Origin of the sequence: Haloferax sp. AB510 (assembly GCF_024136985.1) — an archaeon.
Taxonomy (GTDB): Archaea; Halobacteriota; Halobacteria; order Halobacteriales; family Haloferacaceae; genus Haloferax.
This window is the reverse complement of record NZ_JAMYJY010000044.1, coordinates 1-15,615: the sequence shown is the minus strand read 5'-3', so window position 1 is coordinate 15,615 and position 15,615 is coordinate 1. Positions and strand designations below refer to the sequence as shown.

Annotated in this window: 15 protein-coding genes and 3 pseudogenes; 7 read left to right on the top strand and 11 right to left on the bottom strand. The window is 68.1% G+C overall.

Going from position 1 to position 15,615, the window contains the following annotated elements; all coding sequences use genetic code 11:
• Positions 1-131: 131 nt before the first annotated feature.
• From NKF06_RS10325 to NKF06_RS10300, 6 genes and pseudogenes are all read right to left on the bottom strand, one after another.
• Positions 132-734, bottom strand: a complete 603-nt coding sequence (locus NKF06_RS10325) for a hypothetical protein (protein ID WP_058827341.1) — start codon at positions 732-734, stop codon at positions 132-134.
• Between the two features lie 60 nt (positions 735-794).
• The gene (locus tag NKF06_RS10320) at positions 795-1,250 is read right to left on the bottom strand and encodes a hypothetical protein (RefSeq protein WP_058827342.1); all 456 of its coding nucleotides are present in this window, start codon (positions 1,248-1,250) and stop codon (positions 795-797) included.
• Between the two features lie 54 nt (positions 1,251-1,304).
• The gene (locus tag NKF06_RS10315; protein WP_058567578.1) at positions 1,305-1,790 is read right to left on the bottom strand and encodes an acyl-CoA thioesterase; all 486 of its coding nucleotides are present in this window, start codon (positions 1,788-1,790) and stop codon (positions 1,305-1,307) included.
• A 60-nt stretch (positions 1,791-1,850) separates the two neighbouring features.
• Positions 1,851-2,294 (bottom strand): bifunctional nuclease family protein, encoded by a 444-nt coding sequence (locus tag NKF06_RS10310; RefSeq protein WP_253245325.1) that lies wholly within the window; start codon positions 2,292-2,294, stop codon positions 1,851-1,853.
• A gap of 81 nt (positions 2,295-2,375) precedes the next feature.
• Positions 2,376-2,996, bottom strand: coding sequence for a winged helix-turn-helix domain-containing protein (locus tag NKF06_RS10305; protein WP_253245324.1), 621 nt, complete (start codon positions 2,994-2,996; stop codon positions 2,376-2,378).
• 63 nt (positions 2,997-3,059) lie between these two features.
• Positions 3,060-4,387, bottom strand: a pseudogene (locus tag NKF06_RS10300) (DUF4147 domain-containing protein).
• Positions 4,388-4,440: 53 nt separating this feature from the next.
• On the opposite strand from NKF06_RS10300, the gene NKF06_RS10295 reads away from it, so the two are divergent.
• Both NKF06_RS10295 and NKF06_RS10290 read left to right on the top strand, forming a co-directional pair.
• On the top strand, positions 4,441-6,120 hold the full coding sequence (locus tag NKF06_RS10295; protein WP_253245323.1) for a TraB/GumN family protein: 1,680 nt from the start codon (positions 4,441-4,443) through the stop codon (positions 6,118-6,120).
• Positions 6,117-6,740, top strand: a complete 624-nt coding sequence (locus tag NKF06_RS10290; RefSeq protein WP_058827346.1) for a Zn-dependent protease — start codon at positions 6,117-6,119, stop codon at positions 6,738-6,740. The genes NKF06_RS10295 and NKF06_RS10290 overlap by 4 nt, the downstream gene beginning before the upstream one ends.
• A gap of 476 nt (positions 6,741-7,216) precedes the next feature.
• Here NKF06_RS10290 and NKF06_RS10285 read toward each other — a convergent pair whose 3' ends face one another.
• Entirely contained in the window at positions 7,217-7,453 is a 237-nt protein-coding gene (locus tag NKF06_RS10285) for a hypothetical protein (protein WP_082677708.1), read from the bottom strand.
• 414 nt (positions 7,454-7,867) lie between these two features.
• On the opposite strand from NKF06_RS10285, the gene purM reads away from it, so the two are divergent.
• Together purM and NKF06_RS10275 are read left to right on the top strand one after the other, a co-directional pair.
• Positions 7,868-8,842: a phosphoribosylformylglycinamidine cyclo-ligase gene (purM, locus tag NKF06_RS10280; RefSeq protein ID WP_253245322.1), complete on the top strand. Its 975-nt coding sequence runs from the start codon at positions 7,868-7,870 to the stop codon at positions 8,840-8,842.
• Between the two features lie 72 nt (positions 8,843-8,914).
• Positions 8,915-10,219: a cytochrome P450 gene (locus NKF06_RS10275; protein WP_309142127.1), complete on the top strand. Its 1,305-nt coding sequence runs from the start codon at positions 8,915-8,917 to the stop codon at positions 10,217-10,219.
• A gap of 63 nt (positions 10,220-10,282) precedes the next feature.
• Here NKF06_RS10275 and NKF06_RS10270 read toward each other — a convergent pair whose 3' ends face one another.
• Together NKF06_RS10270 and NKF06_RS10265 are read right to left on the bottom strand one after the other, a co-directional pair.
• On the bottom strand, positions 10,283-10,822 hold the full coding sequence (locus tag NKF06_RS10270; RefSeq protein WP_004976886.1) for a CBS domain-containing protein: 540 nt from the start codon (positions 10,820-10,822) through the stop codon (positions 10,283-10,285).
• Between the two features lie 119 nt (positions 10,823-10,941).
• Positions 10,942-11,301 (bottom strand): DUF555 domain-containing protein, encoded by a 360-nt coding sequence (locus NKF06_RS10265; RefSeq protein ID WP_004970698.1) that lies wholly within the window; start codon positions 11,299-11,301, stop codon positions 10,942-10,944.
• A gap of 340 nt (positions 11,302-11,641) precedes the next feature.
• Here NKF06_RS10265 and NKF06_RS10260 point away from each other — a divergent pair, with 340 nt between their 5' ends.
• Positions 11,642-11,815: a hypothetical protein gene (locus tag NKF06_RS10260; RefSeq protein ID WP_004063248.1), complete on the top strand. Its 174-nt coding sequence runs from the start codon at positions 11,642-11,644 to the stop codon at positions 11,813-11,815.
• Between the two features lie 149 nt (positions 11,816-11,964).
• Positions 11,965-12,696 (top strand): proteasome endopeptidase complex subunit beta, encoded by a 732-nt coding sequence (gene psmB / locus NKF06_RS10255; protein ID WP_058827350.1) that lies wholly within the window; start codon positions 11,965-11,967, stop codon positions 12,694-12,696.
• Between the two features lie 125 nt (positions 12,697-12,821).
• Here psmB and NKF06_RS10250 read toward each other — a convergent pair whose 3' ends face one another.
• Together NKF06_RS10250 and NKF06_RS10245 are read right to left on the bottom strand one after the other, a co-directional pair.
• Positions 12,822-13,199: a hypothetical protein gene (locus NKF06_RS10250; RefSeq protein ID WP_058827351.1), complete on the bottom strand. Its 378-nt coding sequence runs from the start codon at positions 13,197-13,199 to the stop codon at positions 12,822-12,824.
• 116 nt (positions 13,200-13,315) lie between these two features.
• Positions 13,316-14,846 (bottom strand): annotated as a pseudogene (locus tag NKF06_RS10245) (hypothetical protein).
• 118 nt (positions 14,847-14,964) lie between these two features.
• Between NKF06_RS10245 and ligA the strand changes: the two are divergent.
• Positions 14,965-15,615 (top strand): annotated as a pseudogene (gene ligA, locus NKF06_RS10240) (ATP-dependent DNA ligase LigA); the annotation flags it as partial.

Sequence of the window (15,615 nt, the reverse complement as noted above, 5' to 3'; positions counted from 1 at the left end):
CGACCGCGGGCGGGCGGCGCGGAGTCCGGTGTCGTCGCATGCTGTTCGAACGAAGTCTCGGAAACGACATAACGCTTACTCCGACGCCGACTCGCGGCCCGACGCCACCGGCGCCACCGCTGCCGCCGACGCTACCGGTCCGACCAGCGACCGACGCGATGTGTTGCAACGACCGACTCGGAGTCCGACCCGTGCGTGGTCCCGGACTCGTCGTCGCGCTCGAACATCCGGAGCGTGGCGTTCGTCGGCGCGGCGCCTCTCGCCACGTCGAACTTTGAGAGGTGGGTGCAGACGAGCGTGTCGGTCTCGAACGGTTCGAGGTCGGCGGGCGGCGACCGGCGAATCGGGAGCTCGGCGTCGCGCCAGCCGGTCCACGACGGGGACTGCGCGACGTTGTAGAACGCGGCGTCTTCGCGGGGCATCCGGACCTCGAACAGGAGGACGAACGAGTCGCCCTCGGCCCACAGCAGGTCGTTCGAGTACTGGCCCTGCATCGCGCGGTCGGTGAACACGTCCGTCTGGTCGTCCGGCGGGTCGGCGAACAGCCACCCGCGGAAGTCGGCGTCGTCGGGGAACGACCCGTTCACGTACTGCTCGTCTGCCGGGTGGAGTTTCGAGTGGCCGGTGTCGGCGCGGATTCGACCGCTCGCGGTCCGTCGGGCGTCGGCGAGACAGCCCGAGAGACCCGCCAGCGAGAGCACGGCAGCGCTCGAAAGGAGGGCTCGGCGGTGCATACTGTTGTGTGACGTGGGGACGACATAAACGTCCGCCGCCGTGACACGCGTCCCGGCGGATCAGCCGAAGTCGGGGAGGTCGTCGGGCGCTTCGTACTCGGACTCCCAGTCGATGTAGTCGTCTTTGAGCACGTCGCACACGTCCTGTCCGAGTTCGGTGAGGCCGGCGTTGATAGACGACACCTCGCCCCACGAGGTCAGTTCGGGGTGGAGTTGTCGTTCTTTCCAGTCCTCGGGGATGCCCGGCGCGTGGTAGCCGACGCGGTCGGCGAAGTCGTCCCAGAAGAAGTCGAAGTGAGAAAGGAGGTCGAGGTCGAGGACGATTTCCCACTGCGCCTCGGTGACGGGCGTCTCCGCGGCCCACGACTCGAAGGCGTCAGCCCACGCGCCGGCTTCGAGGAACTCCTCCAACTCGGCGCGCTTGAAGTCGGCGTCGGCCGCCACTTGGGCGTCGTCGTACTGATTCGGGTCGACGGTCGGGAGCGACGGCGGGTCCGGGATGGGAACGTCGAGCATGGTCGCCAGTCGGTCGCCGTCCGGGAAAAGGGTTCGGCGCTGGTGCTGGCTCCCTCAGTTCTCCATGCGCTCGATGACGGATTCGAGCTGGTCGGCGCGGGCGGCGACCGCCTCGGCGCGGAGTTCCTCTTCCTCGTCGGTCTCGCAGACGAGTCGGGGGACTGGCGTCGGCTTCCCGTCGTCGTCGAGGGCGACGAACGTCAGGAACGAGGTGGTCGTCTTCCGTAGTTCGTCGGTCTTCGGGTTCTCGGCGTGCACGTCGACTTTCACGTCCACGCTGGTCCGGCCGACGTTGAACACGTACGCCTCCATCACGGCGACTTCGCCGAGGTCGATGGGGCTGATGAAGTCGACGTGGTCCATCGACGCGGTGACGCACTGGCGGTTCGAAAAGCGCATCGCCGCGATGGCCCCGCAGATGTCCATCCAGTGGAGGACCGCGCCACCGAGGGCTCGCCCGAGGTTGTTGGTGTCGTTCGGCAGGAGGAGTTCGGTCATCTCGGTGCGCGACTCGTCGAGCGTCGCGGTGGATTCGCTCATGCGAGCAGGGTCACGCCGAAGGGGCTTGAAATCGTGGGGCGCGGCGGCGACGCCCCCGGTTCACTCGTCGAAGTCGGCGTCGAACGCCTCGGGCGACTGCCCGGCGGCGTCGAGCACCTCGTCGGAGATGAGAATCGGACAGTCAACGCGGATGGCGAGGGCGATGGCGTCGCTCGGACGAGCGTCGAAGACGAACGTCCGCGCCTCACCGTCGTGGTACCGCTCGGCGTCGACCTTGGCGAAGAACGTGCCGTTCGAGAGGTCGTCGATGCGGATGCTGTCGATGGCCCCGCCGAACTCGGTCACCATCTCGACCAGGAGGTCGTGGGTCAGCGGGCGCTCGAACTGCTCGCCGGAGAGGCCGAGTTGGATGGCCTGAGCCTGGTCCGACGTGATGACGATGGGCAGGAACTCGTCGCGGGCTTCGAGGACCACTGCCGGGACGTTCGAGCCGTCTTCGCCGACGCCGACCCCGATACCGCGGACCACGGCACGGTGTTTCATGCTATGCTGTAGTTGGTCGGAGTACGAATAGTTACCCCAGGAGGAGTCGCCGACGCGGTCGCCGTCCGCTCCCGCGGAGCCTCAGCGCCTGGCGAACTGAACGGCCGCGATGACGAGCAAGATGACGAGGCCGCCGGCGAAGAAGGCGAGTCCCGGCGGAATTCCCTGCGCCGCCGCGGGCGCGGCCTCCACAGCCATCGTGGAGACCGTCCCGGCGTCGGCGGACTCCGCGGCACCGCCGGCACCGCCGAGGACGCCGAGACCGCGGGACGCGACCCACTGGACGAACGCCGAGAGCAGGGCCAACACGGCGACGCCGCCGAGCAGACTCGACAGCATGGACGCGAGGCCCGTCCGCGTCTCCTCGCCGGCGGCGACGACGACGAGCGCCCGGTCCGCGGGCGTGTACACCTTCATCTCGCGGCCCTTCTCGGAGTAGACGGTGTCGACCACCTCGACGAGGCCCGCGTCGTCGAGCTTTCGGAGATGGTACTGGACGTTCTGGAGCGACGTGTCGACGCGCTCTGCGAGGTCCGCGGCGTTCGTCGGCGTTTCGTGGAGCGCGGCGAGCACGCGGCGGGCCGTCTCCGACGAGAGCGCCGATAGGAGGTCCGACGCCTCGTCGTCGTCGAGTCCGATAACCCGCGGGGAAGATTCGTCCGCGGCGGAGGTGTCGGGAGTGGAGGGCAACAAACCGGCCATAGGGGTGAGTACTCCGCCGGAGGATACAAACCTGTTGTCCGTCGCCCGCGAAACGGTCGGCGCTCAGACGCCCTCGCCGACCACGACGACGCGCAGGTCGTTGACGTTCGTCCCCGTCGCGCCGGACTCGACGAGCGCGCCGGCCTCCCGAAGCACCGGGAGTGCGTCGTTTCTCGCCAGCGCGTCGTGAGCGTCGCCGGCGTCGACGGTCGACGAGTCCACGACCGCGCCCGCGACCTCCGTCCCGCCGTCTTTCCCGTCGCTGTCGATGCTGGCGAGGACGGTCTCGTCGGGGAGTTCCGCGGCGGCCGCGAGGCAGAATTCGAGGTTCGGTCCGCCGTCGCCGTCGCCGCGGACCGTCACGGTGCACTCGCCGCCCGAGAGAACCACGGCGGGCGCGGCAATCGGGTTCCCGGTCGCGAGTGATTCCTCCGCGACGGCCACGTGTGTCTTCGCGGCCTCGCGGGCCTCGCCGCGCACGCGAGATGAGAGGACGAGCGGGTCGTAACCGCGTTCGTCGGCCACCTCGCGGGCGGCGTCGAGCGCGGTGAAGGTGTCCGCGAGAACGTGGTTCGTCACCCGGTCGAACACCGAATCGCCGGGTTTCGGCGTCTCCGGGATGTCTCCCGCGGAGCCGCGGGCGAGGCGCGTGCGAACCGACTTCGGCACGTCGAGATCGAAGCGGTCCAGCACGTCGAGGGCGTCGTCGTAGGTCGTCTCGTCGGGCGCGGTCGGGCCGGAGGCGATGACGCCGAGGTCGTTTCCGACCACGTCCGAGAGGACGAGGCCGACGACCGTCGCGGGCGCGGCGAGGCGCGCGAGACCGCCGCCCTTCAGCGTCGAGACGTGCTTTCTGACCGCGTTGAGGTCGTGAATCTCCGCGCCGCTTTCGAGCAGTCTGTCGGTCGTCTCCTGCAACTCGGCGAGCGAGATGCCTTCGGCGGGAGCCGGGAGGACCGCGCTCGCGCCGCCGGTGATGGCGGCGAGGACGAGCGTGCGGTCGTCGAGGTCGGAGATGAGGTCCACGAGTCGCCGGGTGCTCTCGACGCCGCGCGCGGAGGGAACCGGGTGGTCGCCGGGGAGTCGCTCGATGCGCCCGTCGGGGCTCGGCGTCGGGTCGGGCGTCACCACGACGCCGTCGTCGATGCGGTCGCCGAGGACGGCTTCGAGGGCGTCGGCGACGCCGTCGCCGGCTTTGCCCCGCCGACGACGAGGATGCGGTCGTAGGCGGTCAGGTCGTACGTCTCGTCCGCGACGGTCAGCGCGTCGCCGTCGAGAGACACGGATTCGCGGACGACGCGGTCGGGAAGGACGGCCTCGACGCCGGCCTGCAGGCAGTCGATGGCCGTCTCGTGGGCGGGCGTCGGGGTTCGCGCGTCGAAATTCTGCATAGTTCGTGGGAGATGCCGACACGGATAAAAACCGTGGGGCGGTAAACCCGGCGATGAACGATTCGTCGCCCGGCGAGGGTCACGTCCGCGTCGTCGGCACGGCCCACGTCTCGGCCGACAGCGTCAGAGAGGTCGAAGAGACCGTCAGGGAAGAACGTCCCGACGTCGTCGCGGTCGAACTCGACGAGGGGCGCTACCGGCAGATGAAGGGCGGAACGCCCGACGACATCGAAGCGCGCGACCTGCTTCGCGGCAACACCGTCTTCCAGTTTATCGCCTACTGGATGCTCTCGTACGTCCAGTCGCGGATGGGAGACAAGTTCGACGTGAAACCCGGTGCGGACATGCTCGCGGCGGTCGAGACCGCCGAAGAGGAAGGCCTCGACGTGGCGCTCGTCGACCGCGACATCCAAGTGACCATCCAGCGCTTCTGGCGGCGGATGGGCACGCTCGAAAAGATGCGCATGGCCGGTGACCTCCTGTTCGGGGTCGCCGACGCCCGCGGAGTCGGCGCGGTGTTGGGCATCGCCGTCGGCGTCTTCCTCGGGCCGCTCGTCGGCCTGTTCGGGGGCGCAGTCGGCGTCACAGACCTCCTGTTGACGCGCACCGCTACCGCCGCGGTCCTCGGGGCCGCAGCCGCGTACATGCTCTACACCGTCGCCTCGTTCTCCCTCGACGGCGACGACGCGGTCCTCGCGGGCCTCGGCGGCGGCGCGGCAATCGGTATCGTCGCCGGCTTCGGCCTCGGACTCGGAACCGGTCTCGTCTCGGGTATCCTCGGGAGCCTCGGCACCGCCATCGTCGGGAGCCTCGTCATCGGCGTCCTCGCGGGCGTCGTCGTGGGCGTCACCGCCGGCGCGGTCCTGAACGCCTTCGGTCTGTTCGCGCCCGCCGAAGGCGACGCCGATTACGAAGAGTTCGACATGGCCGAACTGACAGACGGCGACGTGGTCTCGGCCATGATGGAGGAGTTCCGCCGGTTCAGCCCCGGCGGCGCTGAGGCGCTCATCGACGAGCGCGACGCCTACATCGCCCACCAGCTCGTCGCGCTCCGGCAGTCCGGTCGGCACGTCGTCGCCATCGTCGGCGCGGGCCACCGCGAGGGCATCGAGAACTACCTCGAACACCCCGAGACGCTCCCGCCGATGGAGTCGCTCGTCGGCGTCGCCGAAAAAGACGGCTTCCCGTGGGGCAAACTGCTCGGCTTCGGCGTCACCGCCGTGTTCATCGCCTTCTTCGTCCTCCTCGCGATGGCTGGCGTCGGCAACGAACGACTCCTGACCATCTTCGGCGCGTGGTTCCTCATCAACGGCGTGTTCGCCGCTGCGCTCGCCAAGGTCGCCGGCGCGCGGTGGACTTCCGCCCTCGTCGGCGGCCTCGTCGCGTGGATGACCTCCATCAACCCGCTCCTCGCGCCCGGCTGGTTCACCGGCTACGTCGAACTCCGGCACACGCCGGTCAACGTCGGCGACATCAGCAAACTGAATGAACTGCTCTCCGACGAGGAGACGCCCATCGTCGAACTCGTCGGCCAGATGTTCGACGTACCGCTGTTCAAGCTCATCATGGTCGTCGCCATGACGAACATCGGGAGCATCATCGCCAGCTTCCTCTTCGTCACGTACGTCATCCCCGTCATCGCTTCCGACCTCGGGGGCGTCGCGGGCGTGGCGAACCTGATGTTCGAGGGCGCGCGCAACAGCGCCGACCTCATCTGGAGGTCCCTGACGTGAACGTCTCCTTTTCCTCGCGCGAACTCCGCGACCTGCTCGTCGCGTGGGTCGCGCTCGGCCTCGCCTTCGCCATCTTCTTCGCCGGCGGCGGCAACCGGACGCTTCAACTCCTGACGAGCGGGTCGTTCGGCCTCGCGCTCGTCGTGAGCCTCCTGACGGCCGGCGTGGGCTTTCTCCTCCACGAGGTCGCTCACAAGGTCGTCGCCGTCAGGTTCAATCAGGTCGCCGAGTTCCGCGCCGACTACGGCATGCTCGCGGTTGCCATCATGAGCGCGCTCGTCGGGTTCATCTTCGCCGCGCCCGGCGCGGTCTACCACCGCGGCGTGCTCACCGAGCGCGAACACGGCCTCATCGCCCTCGCGGGCCCGGTGACGAACCTGTTGCTCCTCGTCGCGTTCGCGCCGGTGCTCGTCGTCGGCGTCCTCGTCGGCTCCGACGTGGTCCAACTCGTCGGCTCGCGCGGGCTTATCATCAACGCCTTCCTCGCGGCGTTCAACATGCTCCCGTTCGGCTCCTTGGACGGCAAGACGGTCAAGGCGTGGAGCACGCCGGTGTTTGCCGGCGTCCTCGTCCTGTCGATTCTCCTCACCGTCGGCCTGTTCCTGTTCGTCGGGTTCTGACCCGACCGGTGGGGGTTTCGGAGACCCCAATCGCGCTATTGCTGGCTCGTCTCATTCTCGAAGTCGCGAGCGACCGCTGAATCAGAGACGCGGGACGGGGAGCACTCGGAGGGCGCGGGATACACAGGCGGTACTCGGTGCGCGACAGGGACGAATGGGAGGAGAAGGGGACCGCACGAGTGCGGCGAGGACCGATCGTCGTCGAGGTCGGAATTCGGGAGCAGGTTGCGGCTGTGGAGTGCAGTTCGGGACGCGAGGTTGGGTTGGGCTGTGTCGGGTGTGGGTGGGCAGAGGTTAGCTGAGGTCGGTCGGGTTGGAGTTGGGCTAAGTTGGTGTTCGGGTTGGAGTCGATGTCAGGTGGGCTGGTTTGCGGATGGTTCGCGGTCGGGCAGGGGCAGACGCGCGCCGTGGGAGGGGGAAAGCGCCGGCGGGGAACCGAGACGAATCCGGGTTGCTCGTACGCGTCGGGGACCGTGTTACTGCTGGCCGTGGTCGCGCCCGAGGACGAGCGCGATGGCGTGGAAGGCGATGAGCCCGGCGAAGAGGGGGAGTTCGCCGGCTGAGAGACCGCCGCTGAGGACGGGCAGGTACGCGAGGGGCAGCGCGACTGCCGACCAGAATGCGACGGTTTCGAGGGGGGCGTACGCGAGGCGGCTGATGGTCGATGCGAAGTCGAGCGCGATCGAGTCGGTCGTGGAGGGGATTCCGGACATCGTCATTCCTGCATACGACGGGGACCATCATATAAGGGGTCGAGCGTTACCGTGAATTCGCTTCTTTTTCGACTGTTCAGACCCGGCTTAGGACGAACATTCTTCTTTCGTAACGTTTTACGGAGCCACCAGAACCGCCGAGAAATTTTATACTGCTCTCTGGAGCTTTTTCGCAAATATTGCAAAATTTATATATTATTCAACATAATCGGCTCAGAGAACGGCCGATTAGGAGGCTCGTAGTCGGTTCGTAGCGGGGTGGTCGGAGAGCGCGCGCGACCGGCAGGACGCGCGTAACCGGAGGGGCGGCGACCACACGACCAACGACCGAGCGGTGGCGAACACTCACCTATGCGAGAACGTGTATGATTCGTACCCTGTGATTTTATATTTCGGCCTATCTCGTACACGAACATGACGAACGACGACTCCGAAGGGATGACCTACGCCGACGCGGGCGTCGACATCGAGGCGAGCGAGGCCGCGACCGCCGCGCTCGTCGCACAGGTCGGCGGCGGGTCGGGCGACTACGCCGGCCTGCTCGACATCGGGGACCGCTACCTCGGACTCGCCACCGACGGCGTCGGCACCAAACTGCTCGTCGCCGAGGCGCTCGGCGACTACTCGACGGTCGGTATCGACTGCATCGCGATGAACGCCAACGACCTCGTCGCGGCCGGCGTCCGGCCCGTCGCGTTCGTGGACTACCTCGCGGTCGACGCCCCCGACGAGACGTTCGCCGAGCAGGTCGGACAGGGCCTCGCCGCGGGCGCCGAGGAAGCTGACATCGAACTCGTCGGCGGTGAGACGGCGGTCATGCCCGAGGTCATCAACGGCCTCGACCTCGCCGGCACCTGCGCCGGACTGGCGAAGAAGGACGCCATCTTCCCCGGCGAGGCCGAGGAGGGCGACGCGCTCGTCGGTTTCCCGTCGTCCGGCATCCACTCGAACGGACTCACGCTCGCCCGCAAGGCCGCCACGGCCGACGGCGACTACGACGACGACTGGGACGGCGACGACTACGACACCGTCGGCGAGGCCCTCCTCGAACCGACGCGGCTCTACACCTACCTGCTCGACGACCTGCGCGCCGCCGAGGCGAACGCCGCGGCCCACGTCACCGGCGGCGGCTGGACCAACCTCGAACGCATGGGCGAGTTCCGCTACGTCGTCGACGACGCCTTCGACCCCCAGCCGGTGTTCGAGTTCGTTCAGGAACGCGGCGGCGTCTCCGACGAGGAGATGCACACGACGTTCAACATGGGCACCGGCTTCGTCGCGGCCGTCCCCGAGGAGAACGCCGAGGCGCTGGTCGAGGCGACCGACGGCCGCGTCATCGGCCGCGTCGAATCGGGCGAGAGCGTCTCGATTCGCGGCCTCGACCTCTGAACGCGGACAGTTTGCCTAATCGAACTGTTCGATTAGAAGCACTATTTTACCGATGTTCGCCATAGTGGAGGTGTGACTTCACCGCCACCGACACCGAGCAGCCTCCCGCTCGTGGGCCACACCGTCGGCTTCGCGGCCGACCCGTTCGGCTTCGTCGCCGACCTCCTCGCGGACCACGGCGTCGAGGACGCGGTCGGACTCGACGTGGTGGGGATGGACGACCTGTACGTCCTCGCTCACCCCGACCACTTCGAGCGGGCGTTCGTGACCGACCCCGATTCTATCGTCAAGGGCGGCGAGTTCGAGGCCGCCTTCGGCGACGCCGTCATCGCCGCCGAAGGAGAGGAGTGGCGGCGACAGCGCGACGAGTTAGAGCCGTTCTTCCGCTGGGAGCGGGTCGACGAGTACGCATCCGTGATGCGCCGACAGGTCGATCGCCGCCTGCGGACGTGGCCCGACTCGGGAACGCTGTCGCTCGAAGCCGAGATGAAGGCCGTCACGCTGGACATCATCTTCGCCACCATCCTCGGACGGGAACTCGACCTCGACGGCGACGACCGCGTTCGCTCGGCCGCCGACGGCCTCAACGGCCGCTTCGCGCCCGCCTCGTGGGTCCTTCCGTCGTGGGTGCCGACGCCGAGCAGACGCCGGTTCGACCGGGCCGACCGCGTCCTCCGCGAAGAGGTCCGAGAACTGGTCGAGACCGCCGACGAGGAGAGTCTGACTCGTCAACTCGCCGACGCGCTCGGGACTGACGCCGACTACCCGGCGACCGTCGAGTCGCTGGAGAACCAACTCGTGGGCATGATTTTCGCCGGCCACGAGACGACGGCGCTGGCGCTCACATACGTGCTGTACCTGCTCGCGACGCACCCCGAGGCCCGCGAGCGCGCCGCCGCCGAAGTCGACCGCGTCGTCGGTGACGGCCCCGTGACCGCCGAGGCGGTCGGGGAACTCCCGGTGCTCGAACGTGTCATCAAAGAGACGCTCAGACTCTACCCGCCGGTCCACACGCTCCCCCGGGAGACGGCGAAGCCGTTTCCGACCGGCGACCGGGTCATTCCGGCGGGCACGGACATCCACCTCTCTGTCATCCGCATCCACCGCGACGAGCGGTGGTACGACGACCCGCTCGCGTTCCGGCCCGAGCGGTGGGATCGCGAGCGCGACCGACCCGCCTACGCCTATCTCCCCTTCGGGGCCGGGCCGCGAAGCTGTCTCGGGCGGTCGTTCGCACTCACGGAGGCGAAAATCGTGCTCGCGACCGTCCTCCGCGACTTCGACCTCGACTGGGGCGGCGACGGTGCGTTAGCAATCACGCCCGAGATGACGACCCAACCGAAGGGCGAGACGCCGCTCGTCGTCCGACGGCGCTGAGTCCGTCGCGATGGGCCTCCGTTACTGGTTCCGGTTGCCGGTTCCCGTTCGCGGGACTCGACCTCAGATGTGGGCCGCGATGTCGGCCTCGGTGATGATGCCGACCGTCTCGCCGCCCTCGACGACGATGATGGCCGAGTTGTGGTCGAGATAGACGCCGATTTCGTCCAGCGTCGTCTCGGGTTCGACGGTCGTGACGCCCTCGGACATGACCTCGTTGACCGGGCGGTCGGTGACGTCGTCCTCCTGAACGTGCCGGATGTCGGCGTTCGAGATGATGCCGAGCGGGCGGCCGTTCTCGATGACGGGCAACTGCGAGAACCCGGCGTCGAGCATGATGTCGCGCGCCTCGCGGACGGAGTTGTCGGGAGCGACGCTCCGGACGGTCGTGTTCATGATGTCTTCCGCGCGCACGATGCGACCCTCGGCCTCGTCCAGCGCCTCGACGATACGCCGGAGCGTCGAGAGCCGCGGGTCGACGTCGCCGCCTTCGATGCGGGCGATGAGCGGCTGGGAGACCCCGGCCATGTCGGCGAGTTTGCTCTGCGTCAACTCCAGGGAGTTCCGCCGTTCCCTGAGGTCCTGCGGCGTGGGGAGTTCCATGCCGGAGTGATAACCCGTAGTTATGAAAAAGTGTTCCGGTCGCTCGCCCTGGTGGTCGCCCCGGTTGCGTCGGACGACGCAGCGCGGCGCGATACGCGGCCGGACCCGACGACGCGGCGTTACTGGTCTTCGTCGGAGTCGAACTCGCGGATGTCGATGACGTCGAGGGGGACGTCGCGGAGCGCGCCGCCGACCTCGCTTTTCGCGATGCGGGAGGCGTGCTTCTCGCCGTCCGCGTTGAAAATCTTGATTTCGAGGAGCAGGCCGACGAGCGCGGTGTTGGCCGCGATGAACGCGGAGTCGAACGGTTCGCCACAGGCGGGACAGGGCGTCGCGCCGACTTCGACCTCGACGTACTCCTTGTCCTTCTGGTTGAGTCGCTTGCCGGCCTCGCTGACCGCGACGCCGATGGCGTCGTCGATGTCTTCTACGTCCCGGACCAACCAGGCCGCCTCCATCGCGACGAGATAGTTGCTCATACACACGTTACGCGCCGGTGGGGTTTCGTGTCTTGTGGTTCGAGCGCCGGGGCGCGTGGGATTCACACACCCGGGCCGCGAATCGACCGCGACGCATCCGAACTCGCGACGCTCTCGTCGCCCGACCGGAGCGCGCACGACTCGCGCATGCCACGAGGATTATCGCTATAACTTATGGAAAAGCGCTCCGCGGGTCACGCGCGTCTCACGCCGAATAGTCGGTTTAGTTGGAGTAGAGACAAGTGCGCTTTAATCGATAGACAGCGTCGGGGTATCGTGCGACCGTCTGAGAGAAGATTTATATACTGACACCTCCCGAGCCTCGACTGAGGACACGGTGATGATACCCCGCCTAACGAAGTACGTCCTGTTCGCCGCCTACCAGCTATCGGTCGCGATGGGCATCGCGCTGCTCCCCGTCGCGCTCGCCGCTCGCCGGATGGGTGTGACCCTCCCGATTCGCCGGCTCGTGGAAACGACCGGAACCGCCTACGAACGCGCCGCGGCTCGCTAACGCGACTCGCGCGACCCCCCTCCTCCCGACAGTACCTCCTGCGAGCGACCGCGCCGCGCGGCCGCCGCCGACGCGCGTCTGACGCTTTGGCACCGGCAACGGCGAGGTGAAGGGTTGCATTTATCAGCGCCGAAGTGCAATCGCTGACAATGCGTACCCCGACTCACGACGAGTTCTCCGGCCGTCTCGACTCGCTGAACGGCGACCGCTCGAACGTGTTCGGTCCCGAGCTCGGCGAGTTCCCGCACGCCGAGCGTCGCGCCGACTCGCTCGGAGACAAAGAGACGAAGACCGGAACGACCACCGTCGGTATCAAGACCGAAGACGGCGTCGTCCTCGCGACCGACATGCGCGCGAGCATGGGCTACATGGTCTCCTCGAAGGACGTCCAGAAGGTCGAAGAGATTCACCCGACGGGCGCGCTGACCATCGCCGGCTCCGTCTCGGCCGCTCAGTCGCTCATCAGCTCCCTCCGCGCCGAGGTCCGCCTGTACGAGGCCCGCCGCGGCGAGGACATGAGCATGCAGGCGCTGTCGACGCTCGTCGGCAACTTCCTCCGCTCGGGCGGGTTCTACGTCGTCCAGCCCATCCTCGGCGGCGTCGACGAGACTGGCCCCCACATCTACAGCATCGACCCCGCGGGCTCCATCCTCGAAGAGGAGTACACCGTCACCGGCTCCGGCAGCCAGTACGCCCTCGGTGTGCTCGAACAGGAGTTCGAAGACGGCCTCAGCATCGAGGAGGCGAAGCAGGTCGCCACGAAGGCCATCCGCTCGGCGGTCGAGCGCGACCTCGCCTCGGGTAACGGCATCAACATCGCCGTCGTCACCGACGAGGGCGTCGACATCCAGCGCCACCAGAACTTCGAAGGCCTCGAATAAGTCGCCCGCAGTCGGCGGTTTCTCTTTGGGTTAGGGATTCGCGACCGGCGGGACTGGCCGGATTCCCGCGGTGGAACTCCCGTGGTTGGGCTCCCGCGACGGAACCCCCGCGACCGCACTTCTACTCAGTCGTCACTCGGAAGCGGCCGCAAGAGCCCGTACCACGTCCGGTAGACGACCACGCCGAGGACGCGTCCGAAGCCGAAGCTGTACGTGAACGACTCGGTTCGGGGGAGCAGTCGGCGCTGGACCGCGATACCGACGAGGCTGACGGCCATCCCGCGACGTCGGTTCGTCCGGACTTTCCAGCAATCGCGGTCGTACGCCCACACCTGCCCGGCTCCCCACGCCCCGCCGACGGCGATTCCGCCCGGTGACAGCGGGGTCGGTTCGTGCGACTCGTCGTCGCTGGAACGGAGCAGACGGCGAATCGACATCATCCAGAGCGCGGTGAGAAGCGCGATACCGAGTTGGGCGACCGCTTTCGTCCGACGGGAGACCATACACCGTGTTCGCGGGACGCGATAATAGTTATTTCTCCGACAAGAATGGGTGGCACGCGCGAGAATCAGCGGTCGCCGAGGACAGGCGGGAGGTCGCCGCGGACGCCCGCACCGACTCAGAACCAGTCGGCGAACGCGCCTTCGAGCAGCGAGTCGGACTGCCGCTCGACGTACTCGCGTTGCATCTCGTGGAGCGCCGCCTCGAAGTCGGCGCCGTCGTCGAGGGCGTCGCGGACGCGGGCGCGCTTCCAGTCGGCCGGCGTGACGCCCGTCTCGACGCGCTTGCGCAGGGGTTCGAGGTAGTAGTTGGCCTCCTCCTCGGAACAGCCCGCGAGCCGGAGCCCGTCGCGGGCGTGGACGAGCAGGTCCTCGTAGAGGTCCGCGCCGGTCACGTCGTCGCCGTCGACGTCTATCCAGCGTAGGTCGCCGTGCGGGCCCTCGCGCATCGCGGTGTAGAAGTTCTCCTCCGCAGTCTCCCAGTCGAGGTCGATGACGGGGTGGTCCAGTCGGGGGAGTCGCTCCATGAGGCCCGCGAAGGCGGCCTGGAACGCCACGGAGTCGCGGACGGTCGGCTGGCCCGCAATGGGGCGGAACTCGATGCGGGCGTTGGCCGACGAGCGGGACGCACCGTCGAACACCGGACGGACCCACCGCCAGTAGGTGCCGTGCTTCCGGCGGAGCGTAGCGAAGTCGTCGTCGAACCGGTCGCCGCGCTCGACCGACATGGGGACCATCGTGGAGTCCTCGACGACGCGGTCGACCGCGTCTTCGACGGTGTCGAGGTCGCCGGGGAAGGCGACCTTCTCGTGGTCGCCGGAGTTGAGCACCGACTCGAACACCGCGATGCGGTTCTCGTCCCAACCGTCGCCGAGAATCTCGTCGGCCGTCGCGTCCTCGTCGTAGAGGTCTGCGGGGAAGAACGGCGAGTTGACGCCGAGCGCGAGCAGCGGCCCGGCGACCCGCAGCGCGTAGTTGAAGTGGTACGGCAGGTCGTCGGCGTGCGGGACCTGATAGTGCGGCTGGATCGACGTGATGAGCGCCTCGGGCATCACGGTGTCCGCTTCGAGCGAGACGTGCGGCGCGTCGAGCGTGAACGACGCTGGGGCGGTCGGCCCGTTGGCCATCGCGTGGTACCGCACGGAGTTGCTCATGTTCGTCGCGAGGCGGACCCCCCCCGTCGGTGACGGAGTCGGTCAGGTACTCGCGGGCGCTCTCGCCGGCCGGCGGGATGCTCCACATCCCGTCGGAGACGAGGCGCATCCCCTCCGCGGCGGCGCAGTCGAGCGCGGCGTCGAGTCGGGCGCGGACCTCGGACTCCTGCGCGCGGAGGCCGTGGGGGTTCAGCGGCTGGGGGCTCGTGGTCATCTCGGCGTTGTGGAGCCCAAGTTCCTTCTCAAAGCCCATGAGGCCGAGCAGTCGGCGCGGGACCCGCATGAGCGCGTGCACGTCGTCTTCGCTCGCGGACCAGCGACCGTCGGAGACGGCGTAGAACTCGTACTCCAAGCCGACGATTGACTGGTGGTTGTCGAAGGTCCCTTCGCGCAGTTCGCGCTTGAGTACCTCGGCGTCGGCTCTCGCTTGCGCTTCGAACTCGGCCGCGTCGACCGCGAGCACGTCTTCGACGCGCTCTGCGAGGTCGTCGCTCATACCCGGCGTTCCGGCGTCGAACGCCTTCAACTTCCCGGCACTGTGGTCGTTCGGGAGCGAATCACACCCCCGACGACTGTCGAGACGCTTTTGCCGCGCGCGGCGATACCCACGGACGATGCAGTTCGCCGAGTTCGCCGCCCGCGCCGCCGAGATAGAAGCCGAGCCAGCGGACCTCGCGGTCGTCTCGCTCCTCTCAGACCTCTTTTCCGACGCCGGCGACGACCTCCCGACGGTCGCCCGGTTCGTCCAAGGTCGCGTCTTCCCGGCGTGGGACTCGACCACGCTCGACATCGGCCCGCGGCTCTGCCACGAGGCCATCGCCCGCGCGGCCGGCCCGAACGTCTCGGCCGACGACGTGGAAGACCGCCTCGCTGACCGCGGCGAAATCGGCGCGGTCGCCGCGAGCTACGACTTCGGCGGCCAGCGCGGCCTCGCCGCCTTCGGCTCGGGCGGACAGGACGGCCTGACCGTCGCCGAAGTCGATTCGGAACTCCGCGCCCTCGCGGCCGCCTCCGGCTCGGGGAGCGAAGAAACGAAGCTCAAGACACTCTACGGCCTGTTCAACCGGACCGACCCCGACGAGGCGCGCATCCTCGCCCGACTCGTCCTCTCCGAGATGCGCATCGGCGTCGGCGAGGGGACCGTCCGCGACGCCGTCGCCGAGGCGTTCTTGGTCGCTCCCGCTGACGCCGCCGCCATCCGCGACGACGACGCCGACGCGGAGACCGAAGACGCCGCCCGAGCGCGACGGAACGAGGCAATCGCC

What these genes read in the sequence shown, in the direction of transcription:
- NKF06_RS10325 (WP_058827341.1), bottom strand. Translation starts at nt 734, where the DNA reads ATGCACCGCCGAGCCCTCCTTTCGAGCGCTGCCGTGCTCTCGCTGGCG.
- NKF06_RS10320 (WP_058827342.1), bottom strand. Translation starts at nt 1,250, where the DNA reads ATGCTCGACGTTCCCATCCCGGACCCGCCGTCGCTCCCGACCGTCGAC.
- NKF06_RS10315 (WP_058567578.1), bottom strand. Translation starts at nt 1,790, where the DNA reads ATGAGCGAATCCACCGCGACGCTCGACGAGTCGCGCACCGAGATGACC.
- NKF06_RS10310 (WP_253245325.1), bottom strand. Translation starts at nt 2,294, where the DNA reads ATGAAACACCGTGCCGTGGTCCGCGGTATCGGGGTCGGCGTCGGCGAA.
- NKF06_RS10305 (WP_253245324.1), bottom strand. Translation starts at nt 2,996, where the DNA reads ATGGCCGGTTTGTTGCCCTCCACTCCCGACACCTCCGCCGCGGACGAA.
- NKF06_RS10295 (WP_253245323.1), top strand. Translation starts at nt 4,441, where the DNA reads ATGAACGATTCGTCGCCCGGCGAGGGTCACGTCCGCGTCGTCGGCACG.
- NKF06_RS10285 (WP_082677708.1), bottom strand. Translation starts at nt 7,453, where the DNA reads ATGTCCGGAATCCCCTCCACGACCGACTCGATCGCGCTCGACTTCGCA.
- purM (WP_253245322.1), top strand. Translation starts at nt 7,868, where the DNA reads ATGACGAACGACGACTCCGAAGGGATGACCTACGCCGACGCGGGCGTC.
- NKF06_RS10270 (WP_004976886.1), bottom strand. Translation starts at nt 10,822, where the DNA reads ATGGAACTCCCCACGCCGCAGGACCTCAGGGAACGGCGGAACTCCCTG.
- NKF06_RS10265 (WP_004970698.1), bottom strand. Translation starts at nt 11,301, where the DNA reads ATGAGCAACTATCTCGTCGCGATGGAGGCGGCCTGGTTGGTCCGGGAC.
- NKF06_RS10260 (WP_004063248.1), top strand. Translation starts at nt 11,642, where the DNA reads ATGATACCCCGCCTAACGAAGTACGTCCTGTTCGCCGCCTACCAGCTA.
- psmB (WP_058827350.1), top strand. Translation starts at nt 11,965, where the DNA reads ATGCGTACCCCGACTCACGACGAGTTCTCCGGCCGTCTCGACTCGCTG.
- NKF06_RS10250 (WP_058827351.1), bottom strand. Translation starts at nt 13,199, where the DNA reads ATGGTCTCCCGTCGGACGAAAGCGGTCGCCCAACTCGGTATCGCGCTT.